Source organism: Actinopolymorpha alba DSM 45243 (genome assembly GCF_000373925.1).
Taxonomy (GTDB): domain Bacteria; phylum Actinomycetota; class Actinomycetes; order Propionibacteriales; family Actinopolymorphaceae; genus Actinopolymorpha; species Actinopolymorpha alba.
The window spans coordinates 125,457-149,012 of record NZ_KB892709.1 but is presented as its reverse complement, the minus strand read 5'-3'; the positions used below and the strand labels follow the sequence as shown (position 1 = coordinate 149,012).

The following is a 23,556-nucleotide window of genomic DNA, read 5'->3' as shown; positions in this document are numbered from 1 at the left end:
GATCACGCGGGCGTGATCGGCGCTGATCTCGCCCGCGTTCAACGCCAACTGCACAAGCGGGAGCACGGTGTCCAGGTCGTTGGCCAGCTTCACTGCCGCCCGCGCGTGTTCGGGGCGCATCCGCAGCAGCGACGACAACAACGCCGCCGTACCCGTCGCACCGACACTGGCACCCAGGTCACGCCGGTCCGCCTCGCGGATCACCTGCAGCTGGACCGCCTCGAGCTGCGCCGAGAGAGCTTCAAGACTGACCAGCAGGTCGGTGAGCTCGTCCCCTGGAGTCGACCACAACGGCGCACCAGACTCCTCGGCGAGGCGGACACGTATCCGTTCGACCAGCACCGAGAACGGGTGCCGGCCCGCGTCCGTCGAGGTCGAATCCATGCCCCGGACACTACCGGCGACCACCGACAACCCCGGTCCACGAAAGCACAACAAAACAAGGCCATTCGGCATCGGGAGGGGTCACCGTTTTGGGTCGGGGGCACCCTTGGCCAATAGAGCCGTACAAGGGTGCCCCCCGACCCAAAACGGCACGCCCCGCGATGCCAGCCGCCCCGCCCACCGCCAGACCCGCGTTCCATGATCATGAAGGCAGATAGGGCTATACGTCCCGAAACCCTTCACGAACGAGATCATGATCACGGGAGCGCGCGCCATAAAGCTGGAGCTAGGGGAGGTCGACGAGGCGCGGCGGCACCTGGCAGTCGAGGCCCACGTCGTTCATGCGGTGCGTGATCGGGTACCCATCAATCGTCGGCAGGACCAACGTTGCCGGCCGACCCGCCGCGAGATTGGTGGCGTACTCCTCACGTAACCGGACCAGCGCCTCCCAGTCGTCCAGCCAGGCAAGGGTCGGATGGTCGTCCTCGAGTCGCTCGGTTCCCAATGCTCGAACGGCGCGAACCATCTCCATGACCGCGGCGTTCTCCTGCCGCATAACCCGCGCCCTGAGGTCCAGCTGCGAACCGGCCGCCGGTGCCGGCAGCGCGGCGACCATGCGGGCACATGCGCGTTCAGCAGGTTCAGCGACCCTCGGATCGTCAATCAGCTCAATGCGATCGTGACCGGCGTACGTCCAGAGACCGGCGAGCCACAACGCGCCGACCACTACCAGGGCCGCCAGCGATACCGCCACAAGAATGCCCACCACCCGCCAAGCCTTCGCACCACGCCTCCGGCGCGTGGCCGGATTCGGAGCGGGCATCGGCGGGGTGGGCCAGCCGTTTCCACCGCGCGGGTCCGTCATGCTCCCGCATTTTGGCCGATCGATCGATCGCTCGGGCTGGTTCTCAGGTAACGGCCACGTGTCGCTTACCGCCGAAGCCTTGACCCGGACTCGTTTGCCACGGCACCATCGCCGTCACTTACCTGCGACACCACATCATCGGCGGAAATTTTCTGAGTGCCCGGGAGGACTGCCCAGATGCGGAACGCACCACAGCGGTGGCGTCGAACCGCCGCCGGCTTCGCGGCGCTCATGTGCGTCGTTGCCGTCGGTCTACCGACCGTCGCGTACGCCGAGAAGGCCGAGGAGGAGCAACCGACCCAGCTCGTGGTCGCCGCCTCCCAGTCTGTTGACACGTTCAATCCATTTATGTCGTTCTTCGCGATCGGCTACACCGTCGCCGGCCTGACGTACGACTCGCTCATCGACTGGAGCGCGAAGGATTACAAGCCCGTTCCCGGAATCGCGGCCAGTTGGAAAGAGTCGTCGGACCACCTGACGTGGACCTACACCCTCCGTACGGGCGTGAAGTTCTCCGACGGCAAGCCGCTCACCGCGCACGACGCGGCATTCACCTACAACCTGATGATGACCGACAAGGATGCCCGCGCGTCATCGTCCGACCTGGTGGAGAACTTCGAGAGCGTCGAAGCTCCCAACGACACCACGCTCGTCATCAAGCTCAAGCAGCCCACCAACCAGATGCTGGCCCTCGACAACGCGATCGTGCCCAAGCACATCTGGGAAAAGATCGACAGCCTCGGGAAGTTCAAGAACTTCGACTTCCCACTGGTGGGCTCCGGCCCCTTCCAGGTCGTGGAATTCAAGACGGACCAGTTCATTCGCCTGAAGGCCAACAAAGAGTACTGGGGCGGCGCGCCGGCGTACGACGAACTCGTCTTCCGCTATTACAAAACGCCCGACGCGAGCGTGCAGGCTCTTCTCGAGGGCGAGGTCGACATCGTGAGCGGCCTGACGCCCGCGCAGTTCAAGGCGCTGAAAGGCAAGCCGGGCATCACCCTCAACCAGGCCCAGAACCGCCGGTTCGGTTCGATCACCTTCAACGTCGGTGCGCGGACCAAGGCGGGTAAGGGGTTCGGTGACGGCCATCCCGCGTTGAAGGACGCCCGGGTCCGCCAGGCGATCCACCACGCGATCGACAAGGAAGAAATGATCGCGAAGGTCAACGACGGCCTCGCGCAACCCGGCGTAAGCTACATTCCGCCGATCTTCAGCACCTATTTCTGGCAGCCCGGTGAGTCCGAGAAGGTGACGTTCGACCTCGCCGAAGCCAACCGCATTCTCGACGAAGCTGGTTACCAGCGCGGTCCCGACGGCATCCGGCGGATGCCGGGCAACGGTCAGCCGCTGAAGTTTCGCCTGCTGAACCACTCCGACACCCCGACCGAAGCCACTGACTCCGAATACCTCAAGGGTTGGTGGAAAGAAGTCGGCATCGACACCAAGATCGAGAGCGCCGACTTCACCAAGCTCAACGACCTTCTCTATCTCGGCAAGTACGACATCATCTTCTCCGGCTGGGGCGTCGGACCCGACCCCACCTCGATCCTCAGCCTGCACACGTGCGGTGTACTCCCCGACGACGCGACCGGCACGCAACGCGACACCGACACGTTCTACTGCAATCCCGAGTACGACAAGCTGCACGACCAGCAGAAGCGGGAAAGCGACATCGCGGCGCGAGCCGAGATCGTCAAACAGATGCAGGAGATCCTCTATACGCAGGCGCCGGTCATCACCCTGCGGTACGCCGACACGCTCGAGGCCTACCGCAGCGACCGCTGGACCGGCTTCGTCAAGCAGCCAGAGAAGCGCGGCATGATCTCCGGCCAGCAGGGCAACTGGGCCTACCAGTCGGCCAAGCCGGTCCAGGCCGCGGAGGAGGCGGGATCGCGCACTCCCCTCTTCCTGGGCGGGGGTGCCGCGGTGGTGGTGATCGCCGCGGCCGCCGCGGTCATCGTCCTGCGTCGCCGCCGGACCGCGGACGAGCGGGAGTAGTCCGCCCGTCATGACAAGGGATCCATCGTTGGTGGCCGAGCCGGACGGCCCGGCCACCAACCCCACCAACGCCAGCACTGACGACGGCGGCCGGCGGCCCGGCGGAGGCGACGGTTTCGTCCGCTATCTACTGAGCAAGCTCGGCGGCGCGGCGATCTCGTTGTTCATGGTGGTCCTGTCGGCGTTCTTCCTCTTCCGCATCCTCGGCGGTGACCCGGTCGACGCGTTGACCCGGGACGTCCCCACGACACCGGCGGAGCGCGCGGCACTACGCGAACAGCTTGGGCTGGATCAGCCGCTGTCCCTGCAGTTCCTGCACTACCTGCAAGGCGTGCTCACCGGGGATCTCGGCGAGTCGTACCAGTACCAGCAGCCGGTCACCACCCTCATCGGGGAACGCCTCGGCGCCACCGTCCTCCTCACCGGCACCGCGCTGGTGGTGGCGGCGAGCCTCGGCCTGTGGATCGGGGCCCGGGCCGGCTGGCGCCAGGGCAGCAGGTTCGACAAGGTGCAGGTCGGGCTCTCCCTGACGTTGTGGTCGGCGCCGACGTTCTGGCTCGGGATGATCATCATCATGGTGTTCGCCCGCTACCTCGGGCTGTTTCCCATCAACGGCATGGTGTCGCCGCACACACCGCCCGGCTTCTGGCCGCAGACCCTCGACACCCTCCACCACCTGGTCCTTCCCGTCCTCACGATGGCGTCGGTGATCTACGCGCAGTACGTCCTGGTGATGCGTTCCTCCGTACTGGACGAGAAGGGCGGCGACTACCTCGTCACGGCCCGTGCCAAGGGGCTGCGCGACGACATGGTCCGCCGCCGGCATGCGGTACCCAACGCCCTCCTCCCGACTGTGACGCTGGTCTTCCTCCAACTCGGCGGCGTGGTCGGCGGCGCCATCCTCACCGAGACGGTGTTCAGCTGGCCGGGCCTTGGGCTCCTCGCGTACCAAGCGTTGAAGATTCCGGACCTGCCGCTGCTCCAGGGCACCTTTCTGTTCTTCTCCAGCGCGGTGATCCTCGCCAACACCGCCGCCGACCTCGTCTACCGATTCCTCGATCCACGGGTGCGGCACGCATGAACACACCCCTTCCGGGTACGCCGGACGCGCCGCGGCTGACGTCGGTGCGGGCCCTGGCCTGGCAACGCCGGCGTGCCGCCATCGGCCGGTTCTGGCGCGAGTACCGCCAGCAGCGGGCCGGGATGGTCGGCCTCGCCGGCCTCCTCATCATCGTCGTCCTCGCCCTGGCCGCGCCGCTCATCTCCGACCGGGACGCGCTGGACGTCACCCAGGCGACCGGCGACCGGCTCCAACCGCCCAGCCTGGAGTTCCCGCTCGGGACCGACGAGACCGGGCGTTCGGTCCTGCTGCTCACCCTCTGGGGTGCCCGGATCTCGTTGTTGGTGGGCATCACGGCGACCCTCCTCGCGATGGTGATCGGCACCCTTGTCGGCATCGCGGCCGGTCACTTCGGCGGTTGGCTCACCGGACTGCTGATGCGGGTCACCGACTGGTTCATCGTCCTTCCACGGCTGGTGCTCGCGATCGCCCTGGCCGCGGTCCTCGGCCCCAGCCTCACCACCATCGTGATCGCGATCGGGGTGACGTCGTGGCCGGGTACGGCACGGCTGATCCGCGCGCAGACCCTCGCGGTGGAGGCTCGCCCCTATCTCGAACGCGCGAAGGCCCTCGGCGCCGGCCACTGGCACCAGATGACCCGCCACGTCCTGCCGAACGTGATGCCGCTCGTCCTCGCCAGCACCACGCTGGAGGTCGCGAGCGCGGTGCTCGCCGAGGCGACTCTGTCGTTCCTCGGTCTTGGCGATCCGTCCCGGGTGTCGTGGGGCAGCATGCTCAGCCGGGCCAACTCCTCCGGGGCGGTGACGTACGGCGCGTGGTGGTACCTCCTCACGCCCGGCCTTGCCATCCTCGCGGTCGTGCTGTGCTTCACGTTGTGTGGCCGGGCGCTCGAAGCGGTGTTCAACCCGAGACTGCGAGGTCGCTGAATGACCCTGCTCGACATCCGCGATCTCGAGGTCACCTACCGCTCGGCCCGCGGTGACGTGCCCGCCGTCCGCGGCGTCAACCTGAGGTTGCGGCCAGGCGAAACCCTCGGCATCGCGGGCGAGTCCGGCTGTGGCAAGTCCACCTTGGCACTCGCGCTCCTGCGTCTCCTGCCGGCCAGCGCGTCCGTGCGAGGCGAGATCCGGCTCGACGGCGAGGAGGTACTGGGGATGTCGTGGGGCCGGCTGCGGGCGGTCCGCTGGGCTGGCACCTCGATCGTGTTCCAGGGCGCCATGCACGCTCTCAACCCCGTGCACCGGATCGGGCGCCAGATCGCCGAACCCATCCTCCTGCACGAGAAGGTCAGCGAGGCCGGCGCCCGGCAGCGCGCCGAGGAGCTGCTCTCCCAGGTCGGCCTGCCCGGCTGGCGGGCCCGCAGTTATCCCCACGAACTCTCCGGCGGCCAGCGACAGCGGGTGATGATCGCGATGGCCCTGGCGTGCTCGCCCCGGCTGATCGTCGCGGACGAGGCCACCACCGCGCTCGACGTGATGATCCAGGCGCAGGTGCTCGACCTGATCGCCGGCCTGGTGGCGGAGCGGGACATCGGCCTGCTCATGATCAGCCACGACCTGTCCGTGTTGTCGTCGACCTGCGCGCGACTCGCGGTGATGTACGCCGGCCGGGTGGTCGAGGAAGGCCCTGCCCACCAGGTGTTCGCCGACCCGCGGCATCCCTATTCCCGCGCCCTCGCCTCGGCGTTCCCCACCATCGGCGACCCGGCCACGCGCGGCCAGCCACGCGGGCTGGGCGGTGACCCACCAGATCCCACCGCGCTCCCATCCGGCTGCGCGTTCCATCCGCGCTGCCCGGTGGTCCTCCCCGAATGCTCATCGACGCAGGTCGATCTGGTGCCTGCCGGGCCCGAGCGGGTCGCCGCCTGCGTTCGGGTCGACACCGCCGCGAGGAGTACGCCATGAGCGAGCGCAGCGAGCGAATCGTTCAACACAGCGCCTCGAGTGCCTCATGCGCGCCCGCAGCGAAGCGAGGACGCGCATGAGCAAGCGCAGCCCGTCGCCCGTCCTGTCCGCCCGCGGGCTCGAGGTGGACTTCCGGGTGCGCGGCGGCCGGCGGGCGCGGGCCGTCGATGGCGTCAACCTTGACCTTGCACCCGGCGAGATCCTTGCCCTGGCTGGCGAATCCGGCTGCGGCAAGACGACCTTGGCGCGTACCCTCCTCGGCCTGGTGCGACCTTCCGCCGGCCAGGTGGAGTACGCCGGCCGGCCACTGGCGTACTCCACGGGCGCGCTGAAGAGCTACCGCCGCGCGGTCCAGCTTGTCCTGCAGGACCCGACCGGCGCCCTCAATCCGCGGCACACCGTCTACGAAGCGGTCGCGGAGGGCCTGCGCATCCACGGGATCTCCGACAACGAACGCGACCGGGTGGCTGAGGCGCTCGCTCGTTGCGGCCTGCGCCCACCGGAGCGCTTCTTCCTCGCGTACCCCCACGAACTCTCCGGAGGTCAGCGGCAGCGCGTCGTGATCGCCGGCGCGCTCGTCCTCGAACCCAAGGTGATCATCGCCGACGAACCCGTCGCCTCCCTCGACGCGTCCGTACGCGGGGAGATCCTGGCGCTGCTGCTGCGGCTGCGGGAGGAGTTCGGGCTGGCGGCGCTGGTGGTCACCCATGACCTCGGGCTCGCCTGGAGCATCGCCGACCGGCTGGCCGTGATGTACCTCGGCCGGATCGTCGAGTCGGGCCCGACCGAGCAGGTGCTCACCAACCCGCGGCACCCCTACACCCAGGCCCTGGTGTCCGTACTCCCTGACTCCCCCGTCGACCGGTCGATCATCCTCTCCGGCGAGCCGCCGGACGTCACCCGCATCCCGGCCGGCTGCCGGTTCCACCCGCGCTGCCACGAGCTTGCGTCAGGGGCGGCCGAGCAGGCCGGGGTGGCCGAGGCGTGCCGGCGTACGCCCCTGCCGGTCCTCGGCACCGACCCGACCGACGGCGCGCCCGCCGTCGCCTGCCACCTCCACGCCGCCCGCCTGACGCCGACGGCGGACTCCCCCAAATGATCACGTTTACGTGGTCATTACCTGCTTCGCGTGGTGTCGATGCCATGTGAGGCCGGCAATGACCACGTAAACGTGATCATTTGGGGCCCTCACCGCGCGGCTCCGGGACCGGTGGCGTACCCGCGCTTGCGGCCGGTTGTCACAATGGACGGCGATGAGCGAGCAACCGCAGCCCGGCCGGCCTGTCCGGCCCGCAGAGACCTTCTACGACGCCGTCGGCGGGCACGAAACCTTCGCCCGTCTCGTCCGCCGTTTCTATGAGGGCGTGGCCGAGGATCCGGTCCTGCGCCCGATGTATCCCGAGCCCGACCTGGCCGGCGCCGAGGAACGCCTGCTGTTGTTCCTCGAGCAGTACTGGGGTGGTCCCCACACCTACTCCGAGCAGCGTGGCCATCCGCGGTTGCGGATGCGGCACGCGCCGTTCGCCGTGACCGAGGACGCCCACGACCGCTGGCTCGCCCACATGCGGGTCGCCGTCGACGAGCTCGAACTCGCACCGGAACACGAACACGAGCTCTGGAGCTACCTCGTGCGGGCCGCCCGCATGCTGGTCAACACGTTCGACGACCAGCGCCCCAATCTGCTCGGCTGAGACCGGCAGCCCATCGTCCCCGCTTGTCCCTCAGGGAGAGTGACGTATGACGTCGACCACGCCCACCGACTGGTGGCGCAGTGCCGTGATCTACCAGATCTACATCCGTAGTTTCGCCGACGGGAACGGCGACGGCGTGGGGGACATCACCGGCATCCGTTCCCGGCTCCCCTACCTCGCCGCGCTCGGTGTCGACGCGATCTGGATCACGCCGTGGTACACCTCCCCGCTGGCTGACGGTGGGTACGACGTGGCCGACTTCCGCGCGATCGCGCCGGAGTTCGGGACCCTCGCCGAGGCGGAGCAGATGATCGCCGAGGCGCATGAGCACGGCCTGCGGGTCATCCTCGACATCGTTCCCAACCACACCTCCGACCAGCACGAGTGGTTCAAGGAGGCGCTGGCGTCGGAGCCCGGCTCGCCCGCCCGGGCGCGCTACTGGTTCCGACCGGGGCACGGACCCGACGGCGCCTTCCCCCCGAACGACTGGCGTTCGGTGTTCGGCGGCCCGGCCTGGACCCGCCTCCTCGATGACGAGGGCGTCCCGGAGGAGTGGTACCTCCACCTCTTCGCGCCCGAGCAGCCCGACCTCAACTGGTCCAACCCCGAGGTCCGCCAGGAGTTCGAGGACATCCTGCGGTTCTGGTTCGACCGCGGTATCGACGGCTTCCGCATCGACGTCGCGCATGGTCTCGACAAGCACGCCGCCCTTCCCGACATCGGGTTGGACGAAGAGGAACTGCTCGCCGAGCCCGATATCCCCGACCACCCGCACTGGGACCGCGACGGCGTCCACGACATCTACCGCGACTGGCGCCGCATCGCCGACTCCTACGCCGGAACGCCCGAAGGTGCGCGGCTCTTCGTCGCCGAGGCGTGGGTACGCACCGAGACCAACCGGCTCGCGCGCTACCTGCGCCCCGACGAGCTGCATACGGCGTTCAACTTCGACTTCCTCAAGTGCGGCTGGAATGCCGAGGAGTTCCGCCGGTCGATCGACCACAGCCTGCAGACCCTCGGCGAGGAGAACGCCCCCGCGACCTGGGTGCTCTCCAACCACGACGTGATCCGGCACGTCACCCGCTACGGCCGGGCCGCGGGCCAGGAACACAAGGGCGCGGGCAGCGTTCCCACCGATCTCGTGCCCGGCGTCCTTCGGGCCCGCGCCGCCGCGCTCCTCATGCTGGCGCTTCCCGGTGGCGCGTACATCTACCAGGGCGACGAGCTTGGGCTCCCTGAGGTCGAGAACCTCCCCGTCGAGGCCCTCCAGGACCCGATCTGGGAGCGCTCCGGACACCAGTCCCGCGGCCGCGACGGCTGCCGGGTCCCGCTGCCGTGGTCGGCGGACGAGCCCGCGCTGGGTTTCGGCACCGGTACGCCGTGGCTGCCGCAGCCGTCAGGGTGGAAGGACCTCAGTGTGGAGGCCCAGACCGGCGATCAGTTCTCGATGCTGGAGCTCTACCGCGAGGCGCTCAGCCTTCGCCGGTCGGTCCCGGGGTTGGGTGACGGTTCGCTCACCTGGCGGGACGACTCACCCGAGGGGGTGCTGGCGTTCGACCGCGGCACCAACTTCCGTTGCGTGGTGAACCTCTCCCGGAGGGTGGTGCCGTTGCCGGCCAAGGCCGACGTCCTGCTCGCCAGCGCACCGGTGCTCGACGGTCAGCTTTTCGTGGGCGCCGCCGCCTGGCTTCGGCTTCGCTGACGTTCGACCGGAATGCGGGCCCGACGCGGGATGCGGTCGGGCCCGCCGCCGGTGGGCGAGGCACGCCGCTACCACGTCATTTCTTGCGGAATCGGCCTCTTCCGGACGTCGTACCTGCACCAGTTCGGCTGTTTCGCGGGGACTTGCGGCACTGACGGAAAGAAATCTCGCAGGTACGATCATGAGAGGTTCGTTCCTGTTCCACCCATCTCGTGCCCGTGCCCACCCTGACTTGTCAGGAGGCCCGCCATCCAATCCTCACGATCGGCAGCTGACGGTTCGGAGTTTTCGTTCCTGCCCACTCATCCCCTCACGTTGTGGTACGACGAGCCGGCGAGCGACTGGGAACGCGAGGCGCTGCCGATCGGAAATGGCCGCCTGGGCGCGATGGTCTTCGGGGGCGTCGCGTCCGAACGCCTGCAGCTCAACGAAAAAAGCCTGTGGACTGGTGGTCCGGGTTCGGTCGAAGACGGCCACGCCTATGGATACGGCCTGTGGGAGACCCCCCGCCCCGGTGCTCTGCAGAGGGTCCGGGACGAGCTCACCGAACGCAGTCATGCCGAACCCGACTGGCTCGCCAGCCAACTCGGCCAACCCGACTGGGGCTTCGGCGCCTACCAACCGTTCGGCGATCTGTACATCGACCTTCACGACGCGGGGGTCGCGCCCAGCCATTACCGCCGTAGCCTCGACCTCGCTGAAGGAATCGCGCGGGTCGAGTACACCATCGACGGGGTGCGTTACCTTCGCGAACATTTCGCCAGCCATCCGGCCGGGGTGATCGCCACCAGGTTGACGGCGAGCAAGGCTGCCAAGCTGTCCTTGACAGTGCGCTTCACATCCCCGCATGACCATGCCCACGTCCATGTCCACAACGGACGGATCATGGTGCGGGGCGCACTTCCCGACAACGGCCTGATCTACGAAGGCCAGATCCTCGTCATCGCCGAGAACGGCACCCTCCATGACGGCGAGGAAACCGTCACGGTGCGAGAAGCCCAGGCGGTGACCATCCTCCTGTCGGCCGGCACCGACTACGCCGATCGCTATCCGCGCTATCGCGGCAAGGACCCGCACCGCCGGATCACCCGGCAGGTAAACACGGCTGCCTCGCAGACGTACGCCGCGCTGCGCGCCAGCCACGTCACCGACCACGGCAGCCTCTTCCACCGCGTCCGCCTCGACCTCGGCCAGCCGGCGACCCTCACGATGCCGACCGGCGAACTCCTGGACCGCTACGACGGAGCCGGGCCGGATAGTCGCGCCCTGGAGGTATTGCACTTCCAGTACGGCCGGTACCTTCTGGTCGCCTCCTCCCGGCCGGGTTCGCTTCCCGCCAACCTGCAGGGAGTCTGGAACGCCTCCACCGCGCCGCCGTGGTCCAGTGACTATCACGTCAACATCAACCTGCAGATGAACTACTGGCCGGCGCACCTGACCAATCTCGCCGAGACCACCGAGCCGTTGTTCGACTTCATCGACGCGCAGCGCCTGCCCGGCCGCGAAGCCGCCCAGCAGATCTGCGGCGTACGCGGCTGGGTTGTGCACAACCAGACCAACATCTGGGGTTTCAACGGCGTACGCGACTACCCAAAGTCGTTCTGGTTTCCGGAGGCGGCAGCCTGGCTGTGCCGGCACCTCTGGGAGCACTACGAGTTCGAGGGCGACCTCGATTTCCTTCGCGAGAAGGCCTATCCGGTCATGGCGGAGGCGGCGCGCTTCTGGCTGGACTTCCTCGTCACCGACCCGTCAGATGGCCAGCTGGTGGTCTCGCCGAGCTACTCCCCCGAGCACGGGCTGGTGACGGCCGGCGCCGCGATGTCGCAGCAACTCGTCTGGGACCTCCTCGCGAACACCCTGGCGGCCAACCAGCTGCTGGGAGACGATCCTGGCCTACGTCAGGAGCTCGTTGACACACTGGCGCGCCTGGATCCCGGCCTGCGCGTCGGCTCCTGGGGCCAACTCCAGGAGTGGAAAGTCGACCTTGACGACCCCGTCGACGAGCACCGCCACGTCTCCCACCTGTACGCGCTTCACCCAGGAGCACAGCTCTCCCCGCTGACCGAAACCAAGCTCACCGATGCCGTCAAGGTCACCTTGCGGGCGCGCGGCGACGGAGGTACGGGCTGGAGCAAAGCCTGGAAGATCAACTTTTGGGCTCGCCTGCTCGATGGTGACCACGCGTATCTCATGCTGCGCGAACTCCTGCACCACTCGACCCTGCCCAACCTGTGGGACACCCATCCGCCGTTCCAGATCGACGGTAATTTCGGCGCGACCGCCGGGATCGCCGAGATGTTGGTCCAGAGCCGCCTCGCGGACGGGCTCGCGACCATCCACGTCCTTCCCGCCCTACCCACGGCATGGGAGAGCGGGAGCGTGATCGGTCTGCGGGCCCGGGGCGGTGTCACCGTTGACGTCAGCTGGGCGGCCGGCCACGCCAGGCAGGTTTACCTCACCGCCCACCATGACCAGAGGGTTCGGGTCAAGTGCGGCGTCTTCGACCGCGGCGCGTACAAACTCCTGGACGCCGAGACAGGCGAACTCGTCGATCATCACTGTGACGGTGACGAGGTGGCCTTCCTGCTCCGCGAAGGCCGCCACTACGAAGCCCTCGCCTCCGACTAGCGGGAGCGCTGGTAGGTCAGGAGGCCCCACAAGGCGCCGGTCGGCCTCGGGTTGTCATAGGTTTCTCGGCTAAGAGACCGAGAAACCTATGACAACTCGAGAGGCTCGAGGGCCAAGAAAACCCGGCTAGCTCAGGCGCCGGGGAAGCGCACCAGATCGTTGATCCGCACTGCCTGGCCGGTCGCAAAGGAACGGTTGGCCGCGGCCCCGACCAGCATCGCGTAGGCGCCGTCGAGATGGGTGGCGGCCCGGCCGAGCGGGTCTGACTCCTCTGCCGCGCCGAAGAGATCCGCCAGCAATCGCCGGTCGCCGCCGCCGTGGCCGCCACTGCCCTCCTCGACCGTGACCGGTTGGGGAATGTCCCACAACGGTCGCACGGTGAGCCGCGCGGAGTCGATCGGAGGTGCCTTCGGCGCGCCCGATCCGGGCTTGTTGGGGTCGTGAGCAGCGCCGCTGACGTACGACCGCTCCTCCACGTCCAACTCGATCCGGCCCTTGGTGCCGTTGAACATCACGCGGTAACCCTCCCAGGGCGAGTACGCCGTGAGGTGGTATGACAGCGTGGCGCCAGACTGGTACCGGACCAGCACCGCCATGTCATCCTCGATGCTGATCCCGTCGGTGAAGACGTTGCGGTCACGCACGTAGCCGTCCTCGTGCTCGGCTTCGAGATAGAGCGAGCGCAGCGTCGGGTCGTCAGCAAGCCGGATCGCCCACAGGTCCTTCTCGATGTCGGGGTTTCCGTGACTGCGGTAGCTGCTCACCACCTCGCCCCGGCGTTCGGCGTTGTCACGCCCATAGAAGCGCAGGTCCCCGAACCCGAACACCGTCTCGGGAGTCTCGCCCAACCACCAGTTCACCAGGTCGAAGTGATGGCTGGCCTTGTGAATCATCAACCCACCGGAATTCCGCTTGTCGCGGTGCCAGCGCCGGAAATAGTCGGCGCCATGCCGGGTGTCCAGCAGCCATTCGAAATGCACTGACTGGATGTCCCCAATCACGCCCGACTGGATGAGTTCCTTGACCGCGGAATTACGCGGCGCGTAGCGATAGTTGAACGAAACGGTCAGCTTCCGGCCGGTGCGTTCGTGCGCGTCCAGGATGCGTTGACACTTGGCCGCGTCGGTGGTGAGCGGCTTCTCGGAGATGACGTCGCAGCCATTCTCGAGCGCGGTCACGATGTAGTGATCGTGCGTGCGGTCGACGGAGGTGACGATCACGGTGTCGACCCGCTGCTCCTCCAGCATGCGAACGAATTCGTCCGGCCGGTAGGTCGGGATGGGTTCGGCGCCGTAGGAATCGGCGAACAGCCCGTTGTAATATCGCATCCGCGTCTGGTTGAGATCGCACAGCCCGACAAGCTCGCCGTATTCCTTGTAGTCGGTCAGAAGCGCGGCGGTGAACATCCGAGACCGCGACCCGAGCCCGACGACCGCATACCGTGCCCGTCCACGAACTCCGACCTGACTTCCGTCGGTGCTGTTCTCCCCTTCTTGGCTGGACGGTTGCTCAGTGGTCATGCGGGCCCCTTCCGGCGATCCTCTTTGTCAAGGACTGTCCACGCGTACGGTAAGCGCTTGCTGCGCAAGCCTGACCGATCGCACGGCGGCTGGCAAGAGCAGTGGCCAAGCCGCTCGACCAGTGTTACCCACGCCCTTCGTACCTGGCGAACCACCTCTCTCAGCCCTCCCTTCGATGGGCCCGTCTGACACCTGCGGGACCTACCCGAAGCCCGGCCACCGGCCGCGCGATTACCACGTCCGTCGACCATCCGCACAGCGCCCCGCGCATTGCCCGGGCGCCAGGTCCTAAGCTGACGCTGTGAACCAGTTGCCCGAGCCGACCAACCCGCGCGACATCCGCGCCTCAGACGCCGACCGGCATCGCGTCGCCGAGGTGCTTCGGGACGCCGCCGGTGAAGGCCGCCTCACTCTCGAAGAGCTCGACGAGCGCCTCGACGGCGTGTTCGCCGCCAAGACATACGCTGAGCTTGAGCGCCTCACCACAGACCTTCCGGCGGTCGATGCGGTGCAGACGCCCGCGGCCGCGGTGGCGCCGTCATCGTCGAACGACTTTCCTCGCGTCGGTGGTACGCCGGGCCAGTCGTTCTCCGTCGCACTCTTGTCAGGGGCAAGTCGCCGCGGCATGTGGGTCGTCCCGCCCGCCTACACCGCGGTGGCCTTCATGGGCGGGGTCCAGCTCGACCTGCGCGACGCGCGTTTCGCGCAACGCGAGGTGACGATCCGTGCGTTCGCGGTGATGGGCGGCATCGAGATCACCGTTCCGGAGGATGTCAACGTGGTCGTCGACGGCGTTGGCATCATGGGTGGCTTCGACGAGACCGGCGCACATATGGAAGCCCGCCCAGGGCAGCCCGTCGTACGAGTCACGGGCCTCGCCTTCTGGGGAGGAGTCGAGGTCAAGCGCAAGCCGCGCAAGAAGCCGAAGGACAAATCCAACCCCGCCATCGAAGCGTAGGCCCGCCGGGAGGGCTGGACCTGAGGGTTTACTCCGAGCGGAACCGCTCGAGCCAGGCGCGCTCCTCCTGCGTCAACCGGCGCGCGTGGCCAAGGTCCGCGTCGTACGCCGCCAGAACACTGCTTGCCCTGGCGAAGGTGGTCTCCTCGTCGCGCACTTCGTACCTCAGGCCGAACGACGACGAACGGATGTCGGTAACCCAGGTCTCGATGAGCACCGGCTCGGGCCGGAAGACCAGCGGGCGACGGTAGTCGATCTCGTGCCGGACGACCACGAGCTCACCCTCGAAGCTCTTGACACCGGCTTCCCTGGCCCCGTTGAAGAACATCGCCACCCTGGCCTCTTCGAGGTACCTCAGGTAGACGACATTATTAACGTGCCCGTACGTGTCCATGTCGGACCAACGCAGCGGGCATGGAAAGACGAAATGTGCCACGGGTGCGATCCTCTCAGGTAAAGGTCGGATCGCCGGACCTCGGGCCCGAGGGTGGCCGCCGACATGTGGTCACGGCCACCCCTCACGCAGCGGGCGCGCGCGGTTACTTCTGCAGGACCGCCTGGACGGAGATGTTGACGGACACCTGGTCGCCGATGAGGAACTTCTCGCCACCCAGCGGGACGTTGGCGTCCACACCGAAATCCTTGCGGTTGATCTTGGTCGTGGCCTCGAAGCCGGCGCGGGTGTTGCCGTAGGCGTCGTTGTCCACGCCGAGGAACTCCACCTCGAGCTCCACCTCCTTCGTGACCCCCTTGATCGTGAGGTCACCAACGAGAATGAACCCGTCACCACCCGGCTTGAGACCGGTCGAGGTGAAGGTCATCGACGGGTGCTTCTCGACGTCGAAGAAGTCGCCCGAGCGCACGTGGTCGTCGCGCTGCTGGGTACCAGTGTCGATCGAGGCCAGCTGGATGCTCGCGGTGGCCTTGGACGTCGCCTGGTCCTCCGCCACCTCGATCGATCCCTCGAAGTCGCGGAACGCCCCCCGCACCTTCGTCATCAGGTGGCGCACTGTGAAGCCGACCTCGGAGTGGGTCGGGTCGATCGTCCAGGTGCCGGCAGTCAAAGCTGTCGCCGTGGTGCTCATGGCGTTCTGCTCCTTGGGAGGTAGGTTGAAGATTCAACTTGTGCGAACGCTAGTCGGAACCTAGTTGAACTGTCAACTATTCCGGTAGGATGGTCGCATGACGACGCGGTGGCTCACGGCAACTCAGCAGAAGGCATGGCGGTCCTACCTCCTGGGCAGCGCCAAGTTGATGGAGCGCCTTGATCGCGACCTGCGCTCGATCGGCCTGTCAATGCCGGAGTACGAGATCCTGGTACGCCTCTCGGAGGCTCCGGAGCGCACCCTGCGGATGACCGAGTTGGCCCAATCGGTGCATCACTCGCGCAGTCGACTCACCCACACGATCAACCGCATGGAGTCAGCCGGCCTCGTCGAGCGGGTGTCCTGCCCCTCTGATGGCCGAGGCGTGCTGGCCAGGTTGACCGCCAAGGGTTACGACACGCTGGTGGACGCCGCGCCCATGCATGTGGCCGGCGTACGCGAGACGTTCGTCGACGTGGTAAGCGCGGATGACTTCGCCACCATTGGCCGGGCCTTCGAGGCCGTCGCCGCCCACGCGGACCGGATCGGCCAGAACCGCCAGCCCTCCACACCAGCAGCGGCCGACGACGCGCTGGAGAGCGGCTGCTGACATCGGAAGCGGGGACCAGGAGTGCTCCTGATCCCCGCCGCGCCAGAGTCGGACAGAGGTCGCGCGGATGCGGATAGGGAAGTCGCCTATCCGCGCGCGATCTCTTAGTCCCGAGTGAGTCGCCGGTAGGTCACCCGGTGCGGACGCGCCGCATCCGGGCCGAGGCGCTCGATCTTGTTCGCCTCGTAGTCGGCGAAGTTGCCCTCGAACCAGAACCAGTTCGCGGGGTTTTCGTCGGTGCCCTCCCACGCGAGGATGTGCGTCGCTACCCGGTCGAGGAACCACCGGTCGTGAGACGTCACCACAGCGCAGCCGGGGAACTCCAGCAGGGCGTTCTCCAGCGACTGGAGCGTCTCGACGTCGAGGTCGTTGGTCGGCTCGTCGAGCATGAGCAGGTTGCCGCCCTGCTTCAGCGTCAACGCGAGGTTGAGGCGGTTACGCTCACCGCCCGACAGGATTCCGGCGCGCTTTTGCTGGTCGGTCCCCTTGAAGCCGAACGACGCGACGTAGGCGCGGCTCGGCATTTCGAAGCTGGCGACCCGGATCCAGTCGAGGCCGTCGGACACGGTTTCCCACACGGTCTTGTCCCCCGGGAGCTTCTCCCGGGACTGGTCGACGTAGGAGATGCTGACCGTCTCGCCGACGCGAAGCTCCCCCGAGTCGGGCTTCTCCTCGCCAACGATCATCCGGAACAGCGTCGTCTTGCCCACGCCGTTCGGGCCGATCACACCAACGATGCCGGCGCGCGGGAGTGAGAAGGAGAGCTTGTCGATGAGGGGCCGGTCACCGAAGCTCTTGGCAAGGTCGTTGACGTCGAGGATGACGTTGCCAAGGCGCGGGCCGGGCGGGACCTGGATCTCTTCGAAGTCGATCTTCTTGACCCGCTCGGCCTCCGCGGCGAGCTCTTCGTACCGCTGGAGGCGTGCTTTGCTTTTAGCCTGGCGGGCCTTGGGGTTGGACCGGACCCACTCCAGCTCCTGCTCGAGAATCCGCTTGCGCTTGGCGTCCTTACGGCCCTCGACCTTGAGCCGCTCCTGCTTGGTCTCGAGGTAGGTCGAGTAGTTGCCCTCGTAGGGGTGCGTCTTGCCCCGGTCGAGCTCGAGAATCCAGCGGGCAACGTTGTCGAGGAAGTACCTGTCGTGGGTCACCGCGAGGACGGTGCCCGGATAGCTCGCGAGGTGCTGCTCGAGCCACTGGACACTCTCGGCGTCGAGGTGGTTGGTCGGCTCGTCTAGCAGCAGGAGGTCGGGCTGGGCCAGCAGCAGCTTGCAGAGGGCGACCCGGCGCCGCTCACCACCGGAGAGCTTGGTGACGTCGGCATCTGCCGGAGGGCAGCGCAGCGCGTCCATCGCCATCTCGAGCCGGGAGTCGAGGTCCCAGGCGTCCCGATGATCGAGCTGGGTCTGCAACTCCCCCATCTCGGCCAGCAGTGTGTCGTAGTCGGCGTCCGGGTCAGCCAGCTCAGCGGAGATCTCGTTGAACCTGTCGAGCATGGCCTTGGTATCGGCCACGCCCTCCTGGACGTTCTCGAGGACGTTCTTGTCCTCGGTCAGCGGGGGCTCCTGCTGGAGCATGCCGACCGTCGCGCCCGGGGCGAGCATGACGTCACCGTTGGACGGTTGCTCCATGCCTGCCATGATCTTGAGCAAGGTCGACTTGCCCGTGCCGTTAGGGCCGACGACGCCGATCTTCGCCCCGGGCAGGAACGAAAGCGTCACGTTGTCGAGGACCACCTTGTCCCCGAGTGATTTGCGGACGCCGCGCATCGTGTAGATGTGCTCAGGCACGTCGAATCCACCTTGAAAAGGGTTGGGACCAGAACCAGACGAGTATCTATCCTGCAACACCGGGCAAGCGGGAATACTTCCGGGCGGTGAAGGAGCTGCCGGGCGGTGTCTCCCTCGCCCGCGGCTGGGTTGGCAGGGGCGCACACCGCGTATGGAAGAACGACCGCCCGGCAGCGGTGGAAGCGCGGGGGCAGGTCCGCGCTCCACTCCAGGCGGGCCGGTCAGGCAGCCCGCCGATCGGAGCCGGCCGAGGTCGGGGGGCTTGGCTGGGGGCGATGGCCGTTGCTCCCCGGGCGTGTGGGCAGCACGCCCTCCTCGGTGTCGGCGCCGACATCTTCAGGTCGAGGTGCTCCCGCGGCAGGCGCAGTAGGCGCGGAGCCGCCGGGAGCCTCGCTCGTCTGCGCGTCCCAACTCCTGGCAAGCTCCTCCGCGACCTCGGTGTCGGAGGACGACTCGCCCTGCTCGCGGCGGGTACGCCGGAAAGCGGAGGTCCCCCGGGACAGGTCATGCCCCAACGCGGTGGCCTCGATCTCCACGGTCGTACCAGTGCGACCCTCCTTCTCCCACGCCTCCACCCGCAGGCGACCGAAGACCACTACCGGCTCGCCCTTGCGCAGACTTGCGGCGGCGTTCTCCGCCAGGGTCCGCCAGCACAGCACCGTCACGAACGTCGTGTGGCCATCGACCCATCCGCCCTGATATCGGTCGTAACGTCGCGGCGTCGAGGCGAGACGGAACGATGCGAGCGGGGTGCCTCGGTCGGAGCGGAGGAACCGCAGGTCGGTGGCGACATTGCCGGCGATGCTGACCATCGTCTCGTTCATGGGGCGACCCTTCTCGTGAGCTGGTGCCCTCAAAGGTGCCCGAGCGGGCCCGCCGGTGGACCGGGGGCGAACCCATCTGTGGACAAACGAGCCATCTCGGCATCTGTGGACAAAAGCCGGTCATCGCCGACGTGAGATCAACTCGGGCCGATTCACAGCCGTTCGGTGTCCGCATCCGGCAGCGGTCTCCACTACGATTTCCCGCGGCGACGCGAGTCGGCGTCCGTCAGTGGCCGGCGCCCGTAGCTCAGTGGATAGAGCGACAGACTTCTAATCTGTTGGTCGGAGGTTCGAATCCTCCCGGGCGCGCCAACCTTCACCCGCGCGGGTCGCTCGTCGCCAGCCGGACTGTGACCGTGTCGCCTTCGTGGAGCCCTTCGGCCTTGCGCACCGCGCCTTTCAGCGGTACGACGTAACGCCCGTCCTTGGGCCACAGCGAGGTCGCCCACTCGGTGTCGCCGATCCGCACCCGGACCGGGATCATCCCCCAGCCGTAGGTGACGGCCCCGGACACAGCCCGGATGTCGAGGCTCTCCTCGTCGGGCACGGTGATGAAGTAGTACGGCGCCGGGCCGCGCCACTCCCAGATCTCGCCGCTGAACTCCAGGTCCATGCCGCTGAACTCTAGGTCCATGGAGTCCTGACCCCTTCCACCCAACTCAGGTCGCGTCGCCCACCGTGAAGCTGACCTCTGCCGAACTGACGGTCTCCCCACTACGCCCCGGCGCGCGCTGCTCCTGCCAGTAGAGGTTGGTGTGCGCGATCACCTTGTCCGGGGGCGGCGCGCCGTAGTCGCTGAGGTCCTCTGTGGTGTGCGCATCGCCAACCAACGTCACGTCGTACCCGCGGACGAAGGCTCCGTGGATGGTCGAGCGGATGCACGCATCGGTCTGGGCGCCGGTGACGATGAGTCGTCCCACTCCACGCTCAGCGAGCACTGCCTCCAGGTCGGTGCCCTCGAACGAGTCGAGGTAGGTTTTGTGGACGAGAGGCTCCGATTCGTCGCGGACCAGCTCCGGCACGTACTCCCAGCTCTCGCTCTCCCGCGGGAGATTGGCGTCCGAGTGCTGCACCCAGACCACCGGCACGTCCTCCGCGCGCGCCTTGCCAACCAGGGTGTTGATGTTCGAGATCACCTCGTCGCGGTGATGGGCGTTGGCCACCACGCCGTTCTGGACGTCGATGACAAGCAGGGCTGTGTTCGGCCGATCAGCAAGGGTCGTCATGGGGCATTCCTGTCTCTTGTCTGTCTCTGGTCGCGAGGCTTGCACGGTTAGCTGGGCGGGTCCTCCCCGACCCGACCGTCGATGGCCTCGCGGAGAAGGTCGGCGTGGCCGGTGTGCCGGGCGTACTCCTCGATCATGTCGACGAGCATGCGGCGGATGCTCGGGGATCGACCGTCTGGCCAGGAGCGGTGAATGAGCTGACCTGGATCACCATCGGCCAGCGCCACGGTCAGGTTGGCGCGGGAGCGGGCCACGCTCTCTTCCCAGAGCGCGTAGAGCTGCTCGGGAGTGTCCACGGCGGCCGTACGCCACTCCCAGTCCGGGTCGGACTCCCAGTCGACCTTGTCCCACGGCGGGTTGGGGGCGCGCCCGAGCAGTCGCACGGAGAAGTAGTCGTCCTCGACCAGAGCGAGGTGCTTGAGCAGCCCGCCGAGGGTCATCGTCGTGGCGGCGGTCGTCGCCCGCAGGCCGGTGGAGTCCAGGTCAGCGCACTTCCAGGCGAACGTAAGGCGCTGCCTCTCCAGCGATCCGATCAGGGTGTCGATCTCGGTGCCGGCGGCCGGTGGCTCCATGAGTATTGGTTGGTTGTTCTCAGTCACGGCAGGCACTGTAGGGTCCGTTCCGGACGTTCTACTTCCGGAATGCGGGAGTGTGTGATGCCGAACGACGTGAGCCCCACGGCACGGGCGCTGCGGGCCCTCGAGCTGCTCCAGAGCAGCCCGGGTATCACCGCTGACCGGCTCGCCGAGAAGCTCGGTGTCTCCGAGCGAGCCGCCCGGCGATACGTCGGCATCCTCCGCGAGGCTGGCATCCCGATCGAGTCCCTCCGCGGGCCCTACGGCGGCTTTCGGGTCGGCCGTGGCCTTCGGCTTCCACCCCTGATGTTCAGCGCCGCCGAGGCCCTCGGGTTGGTCATGGCTGTGCTCGACGGCCACCACGACGCGAGCGATCCCACCGCGCTGGTCGGCGGAGCGCTGAGCAAGATCGTGCGGGCGCTCCCGGAGCCTGTGGCCGCCCAGGCCGAAGCCGTCCGCCGGTCCACGGCGCCTGTCCCCGACCGCGGCGCCGCCCGGCCCGACCCCGAGACCACGACCACCCTCGTTCAAGCGCGTTCGAACCACCGCCGGGTGCGGATCGGCTACCGCTCCGAGGCCGGATCGGAGCGGGCCATCGAGGTCGACCCGTGGGCGGTCGTCGTACGCCACGGCCGGTGGTACCTCCTGTGCTGGTCCCACTCCGCCGAGGCTCGACGGGCCTACCGCATCGACCGGGTCACCGCCGTCGAGATCCTCGACCAGATGTTCACCCCACCTGCCGACCTCGATCCGGTCGCGGAGCTGGAGGCACACCTCGCCGTCGGCTGGGACTACGACGTCGAGGTCGTCATCGACGCGCCTGTCGACACCGTGGCGCGCTGCCTCCCCCGAGCCATGGGATTGCTCGAGCCGCTCGACGCCCAGACCACCCGTCTCGTCGGTAGCACCAGCAACCCGGTGTGGTACGCCGGGCAGCTCGTGATGCTCCCGGCCGCATACCGGATCGTGAAGTCACCCGAAATCCAGACGGCCGCACGCGTCCTCGGGCAGCGACTGCTGACTGCTGGCGACAGTCCACCTCGCTGACAACCAGCGCTGCCTCGCCGCTTATCCGACGTTGGGACGTACAAGCACGTCCGGAAGCTCACGGGGATGCCGTACGACCATCGGACCGACTCGGCCGGCCGCGCCGCCTAAGTAGCCGCCTGACTGTCCCCACGCCGCGCGCACTCCCAACGACCCGGCTGCCGCGGCGCAGCTCAGATCCACATCGGCGTCGCCGACATAGGCAGCCTCCGCCGGGCTCGCCCGGAGTGCGTGGCAGGCAAGCTGAAGACCGACCGGTGCGGGCTTGGGCTGGCCCACCTCGTCGCCTGCGACGATGATCGAGAAGGTTTCTGCGATGCCTGCCCTGTCGAGCATGAGGGTCGCCGCACGCCGGGTGGCGCCAGTGAACACTCCGAGCAGGTAGCCGTGACGGGTGAGCTTGTCCAGCATGTCGACGATGCCGGGGAAGGGTCGCACATCCGCCATGGCTGCGGCGAAGTGTTCGAAGTAGCAGTCGATGTCCGCCGCCGTGACCGCGCGGCCCAGTGCGTGCGCCAGCACCACCTGGGTCGGGCCGAGATTCCAGATGGCGACGAGCTCGTCCCGCGTGAGGACCGGACCACCAAGCGCGCGGATCGTGTCGACGTACGCCTGTGGTGCCGACCGCATCGTGTCGACGAGAGTGCCGTCGAGGTCGAACACGACCGCCCGGACACGCCGAGCGGTGCCGTCGGTCACTGCTGTGCTCCTGCCTCGCAAGCGCAGCCGGTCAACGGTCCTCCCCTCTCCGGAGGGGATCTTATCCGGGGGTTGGACGCTGCGATCTGATTGCGGGTGAGCCAGCCGGACCTCGGGGACATGCGGTTGGATGGTGGCATGAGCGAGCGCACCGAGCGAATCGTTCAACACAGTGCCTGGAGTGCCTCATGCGCGCCCGGAGCGCAGCGAGGACGCGCATGAGCACGGATTCGACTCTCCGGGCTCAGCGGCCGTGGATCATCCTGGCCGCGCTCGCCGCTCCGCCGGTGGTCTGCGCCGTGCTCGCGGTGTTCCGGGAGAGTGTGGCGAACACCAACGCCACCCTAGTGCTGGTGTTGCTCGTTGTGGCCGTGGCCGCCACCGGTATCCGGTCGGCCGGCATCATCGCGGCGCTCTCGAGTGCGGTGTGGTTCGACTTCTTCCTCACCGCTCCGTACCACCGGTTCGCGATCACAGACCAGGCCGACATCGAGACCACCGTGCTGCTCCTGTTGGTGGGCGCCGGCGTCTCCGAACTTGCGCTCTGGGGCCGGCGCCATCAGGCCAGCGCCAGCCGGGAGCAGGGCTACCTGTCCGGAGTCCTCGACACCGCGGCCGCCGTCGCCGCCGGACAGACCTCCGCGAGCGTCCTCATCGATCATGTCGCCGGGCAGATCGTCGAACTCCTGGGAATCGACGACTGCCGCTTCGTCCCCGGCCCAAGCACTGGACTTCCGGTCCTCCAGCACGACGGAACCGTCACCCGCAACAGCCACCGGGTCAACGTCGAGCGCGACGGGCTACCCACAGACACCGAGACCGCGATCGTCGTACAACGCGGCGGCGCCACCTATGGACACTTCCTGCTCACCGCGGCGACGGGTATCGTCCGGCCGTCGCTGGAGCAACGCCGGGTCGCGGTCACCCTCGCCAACCAGGTCGGCCCGGCCCTGGAGTCGCCGCGCGACTGAG

The 23,556-nt window shown here is 67.7% G+C and carries 23 protein-coding genes and 1 tRNA gene; 13 read left to right on the top strand and 11 right to left on the bottom strand.

From position 1 onward, the window contains the following. Both B141_RS0105245 and B141_RS0105240 read right to left on the bottom strand, forming a co-directional pair. Positions 1–384, bottom strand: a 384-nt coding sequence (locus B141_RS0105245) for a DUF222 domain-containing protein (protein WP_026256928.1), incomplete at its 3' end; no start/stop codon positions are given. Positions 385–670: 286 nt separating this feature from the next. Next, positions 671–1,153 carry a hypothetical protein gene (locus tag B141_RS0105240; RefSeq protein WP_157180803.1) on the bottom strand — a complete coding sequence of 161 codons (483 nt, stop codon included), beginning with the start codon at positions 1,151–1,153 and terminating at the stop codon, positions 671–673. 273 nt (positions 1,154–1,426) lie between these two features. Here B141_RS0105240 and B141_RS0105235 point away from each other — a divergent pair, with 273 nt between their 5' ends. The 8 genes from B141_RS0105235 (at position 1,427) to B141_RS0105200 (ending at position 12,253) form a co-directional block, all read left to right on the top strand. Continuing rightward, a complete protein-coding gene (locus tag B141_RS0105235; RefSeq protein ID WP_020574122.1) occupies positions 1,427–3,247 on the top strand; it encodes an ABC transporter substrate-binding protein in 1,821 nt (606 codons plus the stop codon). Positions 3,248–3,257: 10 nt separating this feature from the next. Next, a complete protein-coding gene (locus B141_RS0105230; protein ID WP_084678101.1) occupies positions 3,258–4,328 on the top strand; it encodes an ABC transporter permease in 1,071 nt (356 codons plus the stop codon). Next, positions 4,325–5,254, top strand: a complete 930-nt coding sequence (locus B141_RS0105225) for an ABC transporter permease (RefSeq protein ID WP_020574120.1) — start codon at positions 4,325–4,327, stop codon at positions 5,252–5,254. The genes B141_RS0105230 and B141_RS0105225 overlap by 4 nt, the downstream gene beginning before the upstream one ends. Further along, entirely contained in the window at positions 5,255–6,232 is a 978-nt protein-coding gene (locus B141_RS0105220; RefSeq protein WP_020574119.1) for an ABC transporter ATP-binding protein, read from the top strand. It abuts the gene before it with no gap. 76 nt (positions 6,233–6,308) lie between these two features. Next, positions 6,309–7,331 (top strand): ABC transporter ATP-binding protein, encoded by a 1,023-nt coding sequence (locus B141_RS0105215; RefSeq protein ID WP_020574118.1) that lies wholly within the window; start codon positions 6,309–6,311, stop codon positions 7,329–7,331. 154 nt (positions 7,332–7,485) lie between these two features. After that, positions 7,486–7,923, top strand: a complete 438-nt coding sequence (locus tag B141_RS0105210) for a globin (RefSeq protein ID WP_020574117.1) — start codon at positions 7,486–7,488, stop codon at positions 7,921–7,923. Positions 7,924–7,969: 46 nt separating this feature from the next. Beyond that, the gene (locus B141_RS0105205; RefSeq protein ID WP_020574116.1) at positions 7,970–9,625 is read left to right on the top strand and encodes a glycoside hydrolase family 13 protein; all 1,656 of its coding nucleotides are present in this window, start codon (positions 7,970–7,972) and stop codon (positions 9,623–9,625) included. A 315-nt stretch (positions 9,626–9,940) separates the two neighbouring features. After that, positions 9,941–12,253, top strand: a complete 2,313-nt coding sequence (locus tag B141_RS0105200; protein ID WP_020574115.1) for a glycosyl hydrolase family 95 catalytic domain-containing protein — start codon at positions 9,941–9,943, stop codon at positions 12,251–12,253. A 131-nt stretch (positions 12,254–12,384) separates the two neighbouring features. On the opposite strand, the gene B141_RS0105195 is transcribed toward B141_RS0105200, so the two are convergent. After that, positions 12,385–13,773, bottom strand: coding sequence for a Gfo/Idh/MocA family protein (locus tag B141_RS0105195; RefSeq protein ID WP_020574114.1), 1,389 nt, complete (start codon positions 13,771–13,773; stop codon positions 12,385–12,387). A gap of 301 nt (positions 13,774–14,074) precedes the next feature. On the opposite strand from B141_RS0105195, the gene B141_RS0105190 reads away from it, so the two are divergent. Next, the gene (locus B141_RS0105190; protein ID WP_020574113.1) at positions 14,075–14,731 is read left to right on the top strand and encodes a DUF1707 SHOCT-like domain-containing protein; all 657 of its coding nucleotides are present in this window, start codon (positions 14,075–14,077) and stop codon (positions 14,729–14,731) included. Positions 14,732–14,759: 28 nt separating this feature from the next. On the opposite strand, the gene B141_RS0105185 is transcribed toward B141_RS0105190, so the two are convergent. After that, on the bottom strand, positions 14,760–15,167 hold the full coding sequence (locus tag B141_RS0105185; RefSeq protein ID WP_020574112.1) for an acyl-CoA thioesterase: 408 nt from the start codon (positions 15,165–15,167) through the stop codon (positions 14,760–14,762). Positions 15,168–15,270: 103 nt separating this feature from the next. Then, entirely contained in the window at positions 15,271–15,816 is a 546-nt protein-coding gene (locus B141_RS0105180) for a YceI family protein (protein WP_020574111.1), read from the bottom strand. A 97-nt stretch (positions 15,817–15,913) separates the two neighbouring features. Here B141_RS0105180 and B141_RS0105175 point away from each other — a divergent pair, with 97 nt between their 5' ends. After that, entirely contained in the window at positions 15,914–16,426 is a 513-nt protein-coding gene (locus tag B141_RS0105175; protein WP_020574110.1) for a MarR family winged helix-turn-helix transcriptional regulator, read from the top strand. A 104-nt stretch (positions 16,427–16,530) separates the two neighbouring features. Here the strand turns inward: B141_RS0105175 and ettA are convergent, their stop codons facing one another. Further along, positions 16,531–18,213 carry an energy-dependent translational throttle protein EttA gene (gene ettA, locus B141_RS0105170; RefSeq protein WP_020574109.1) on the bottom strand — a complete coding sequence of 561 codons (1,683 nt, stop codon included), beginning with the start codon at positions 18,211–18,213 and terminating at the stop codon, positions 16,531–16,533. A 221-nt stretch (positions 18,214–18,434) separates the two neighbouring features. After that, on the bottom strand, positions 18,435–19,037 hold the full coding sequence (locus tag B141_RS46740; protein WP_020574108.1) for a single-stranded DNA-binding protein: 603 nt from the start codon (positions 19,035–19,037) through the stop codon (positions 18,435–18,437). Positions 19,038–19,273: 236 nt separating this feature from the next. On the opposite strand from B141_RS46740, the gene B141_RS0105160 reads away from it, so the two are divergent. Beyond that, positions 19,274–19,349: transfer RNA gene (locus B141_RS0105160), tRNA-Arg, on the top strand. Positions 19,350–19,353: 4 nt separating this feature from the next. On the opposite strand, the gene B141_RS0105155 is transcribed toward B141_RS0105160, so the two are convergent. Genes B141_RS0105155 through B141_RS0105145 form a run of 3 tightly spaced genes read right to left on the bottom strand, consistent with a single transcriptional unit; the run spans position 19,354 to position 20,835 of the window. After that, positions 19,354–19,671, bottom strand: a complete 318-nt coding sequence (locus B141_RS0105155; RefSeq protein ID WP_020574107.1) for a DUF1905 domain-containing protein — start codon at positions 19,669–19,671, stop codon at positions 19,354–19,356. A gap of 25 nt (positions 19,672–19,696) precedes the next feature. Continuing rightward, the gene (locus B141_RS0105150) at positions 19,697–20,263 is read right to left on the bottom strand and encodes a cysteine hydrolase family protein (protein ID WP_020574106.1); all 567 of its coding nucleotides are present in this window, start codon (positions 20,261–20,263) and stop codon (positions 19,697–19,699) included. 47 nt (positions 20,264–20,310) lie between these two features. Next, complete coding sequence (locus B141_RS0105145; RefSeq protein ID WP_020574105.1) at positions 20,311–20,835, bottom strand: DinB family protein; 525 nt, start codon at positions 20,833–20,835, stop codon at positions 20,311–20,313. A gap of 84 nt (positions 20,836–20,919) precedes the next feature. On the opposite strand from B141_RS0105145, the gene B141_RS0105140 reads away from it, so the two are divergent. After that, positions 20,920–21,885 (top strand): helix-turn-helix transcriptional regulator, encoded by a 966-nt coding sequence (locus B141_RS0105140; RefSeq protein WP_020574104.1) that lies wholly within the window; start codon positions 20,920–20,922, stop codon positions 21,883–21,885. 21 nt (positions 21,886–21,906) lie between these two features. Here the strand turns inward: B141_RS0105140 and B141_RS0105135 are convergent, their stop codons facing one another. Beyond that, complete coding sequence (locus B141_RS0105135) at positions 21,907–22,584, bottom strand: HAD family hydrolase (protein ID WP_020574103.1); 678 nt, start codon at positions 22,582–22,584, stop codon at positions 21,907–21,909. Between the two features lie 218 nt (positions 22,585–22,802). On the opposite strand from B141_RS0105135, the gene B141_RS0105130 reads away from it, so the two are divergent. Beyond that, a complete protein-coding gene (locus tag B141_RS0105130; protein ID WP_020574102.1) occupies positions 22,803–23,555 on the top strand; it encodes a DUF4118 domain-containing protein in 753 nt (250 codons plus the stop codon). The last annotated feature ends 1 nt before the right edge of the window (position 23,556 follow it).

Coding starts and splice junctions, on each gene's coding strand:
- B141_RS0105220 (WP_020574119.1), top strand. CDS start 5,255: ATGACCCTGCTCGACATCCGCGATCTCGAGGTCACCTACCGCTCGGCC.
- B141_RS0105230 (WP_084678101.1), top strand. CDS start 3,258: ATGACAAGGGATCCATCGTTGGTGGCCGAGCCGGACGGCCCGGCCACC.
- B141_RS0105205 (WP_020574116.1), top strand. CDS start 7,970: ATGACGTCGACCACGCCCACCGACTGGTGGCGCAGTGCCGTGATCTAC.
- B141_RS0105145 (WP_020574105.1), bottom strand. CDS start 20,835: ATGGAGCCACCGGCCGCCGGCACCGAGATCGACACCCTGATCGGATCG.
- B141_RS0105155 (WP_020574107.1), bottom strand. CDS start 19,671: ATGGACCTAGAGTTCAGCGGCATGGACCTGGAGTTCAGCGGCGAGATC.
- B141_RS0105150 (WP_020574106.1), bottom strand. CDS start 20,263: ATGACGACCCTTGCTGATCGGCCGAACACAGCCCTGCTTGTCATCGAC.
- B141_RS0105180 (WP_020574111.1), bottom strand. CDS start 15,816: ATGAGCACCACGGCGACAGCTTTGACTGCCGGCACCTGGACGATCGAC.
- B141_RS0105215 (WP_020574118.1), top strand. CDS start 6,309: ATGAGCAAGCGCAGCCCGTCGCCCGTCCTGTCCGCCCGCGGGCTCGAG.
- B141_RS0105140 (WP_020574104.1), top strand. CDS start 20,920: ATGCCGAACGACGTGAGCCCCACGGCACGGGCGCTGCGGGCCCTCGAG.
- B141_RS0105225 (WP_020574120.1), top strand. CDS start 4,325: ATGAACACACCCCTTCCGGGTACGCCGGACGCGCCGCGGCTGACGTCG.
- B141_RS0105195 (WP_020574114.1), bottom strand. CDS start 13,773: ATGACCACTGAGCAACCGTCCAGCCAAGAAGGGGAGAACAGCACCGAC.
- B141_RS0105130 (WP_020574102.1), top strand. CDS start 22,803: ATGAGCACGGATTCGACTCTCCGGGCTCAGCGGCCGTGGATCATCCTG.
- B141_RS0105210 (WP_020574117.1), top strand. CDS start 7,486: ATGAGCGAGCAACCGCAGCCCGGCCGGCCTGTCCGGCCCGCAGAGACC.
- B141_RS46740 (WP_020574108.1), bottom strand. CDS start 19,037: ATGAACGAGACGATGGTCAGCATCGCCGGCAATGTCGCCACCGACCTG.
- B141_RS0105235 (WP_020574122.1), top strand. CDS start 1,427: ATGCGGAACGCACCACAGCGGTGGCGTCGAACCGCCGCCGGCTTCGCG.
- B141_RS0105175 (WP_020574110.1), top strand. CDS start 15,914: ATGACGACGCGGTGGCTCACGGCAACTCAGCAGAAGGCATGGCGGTCC.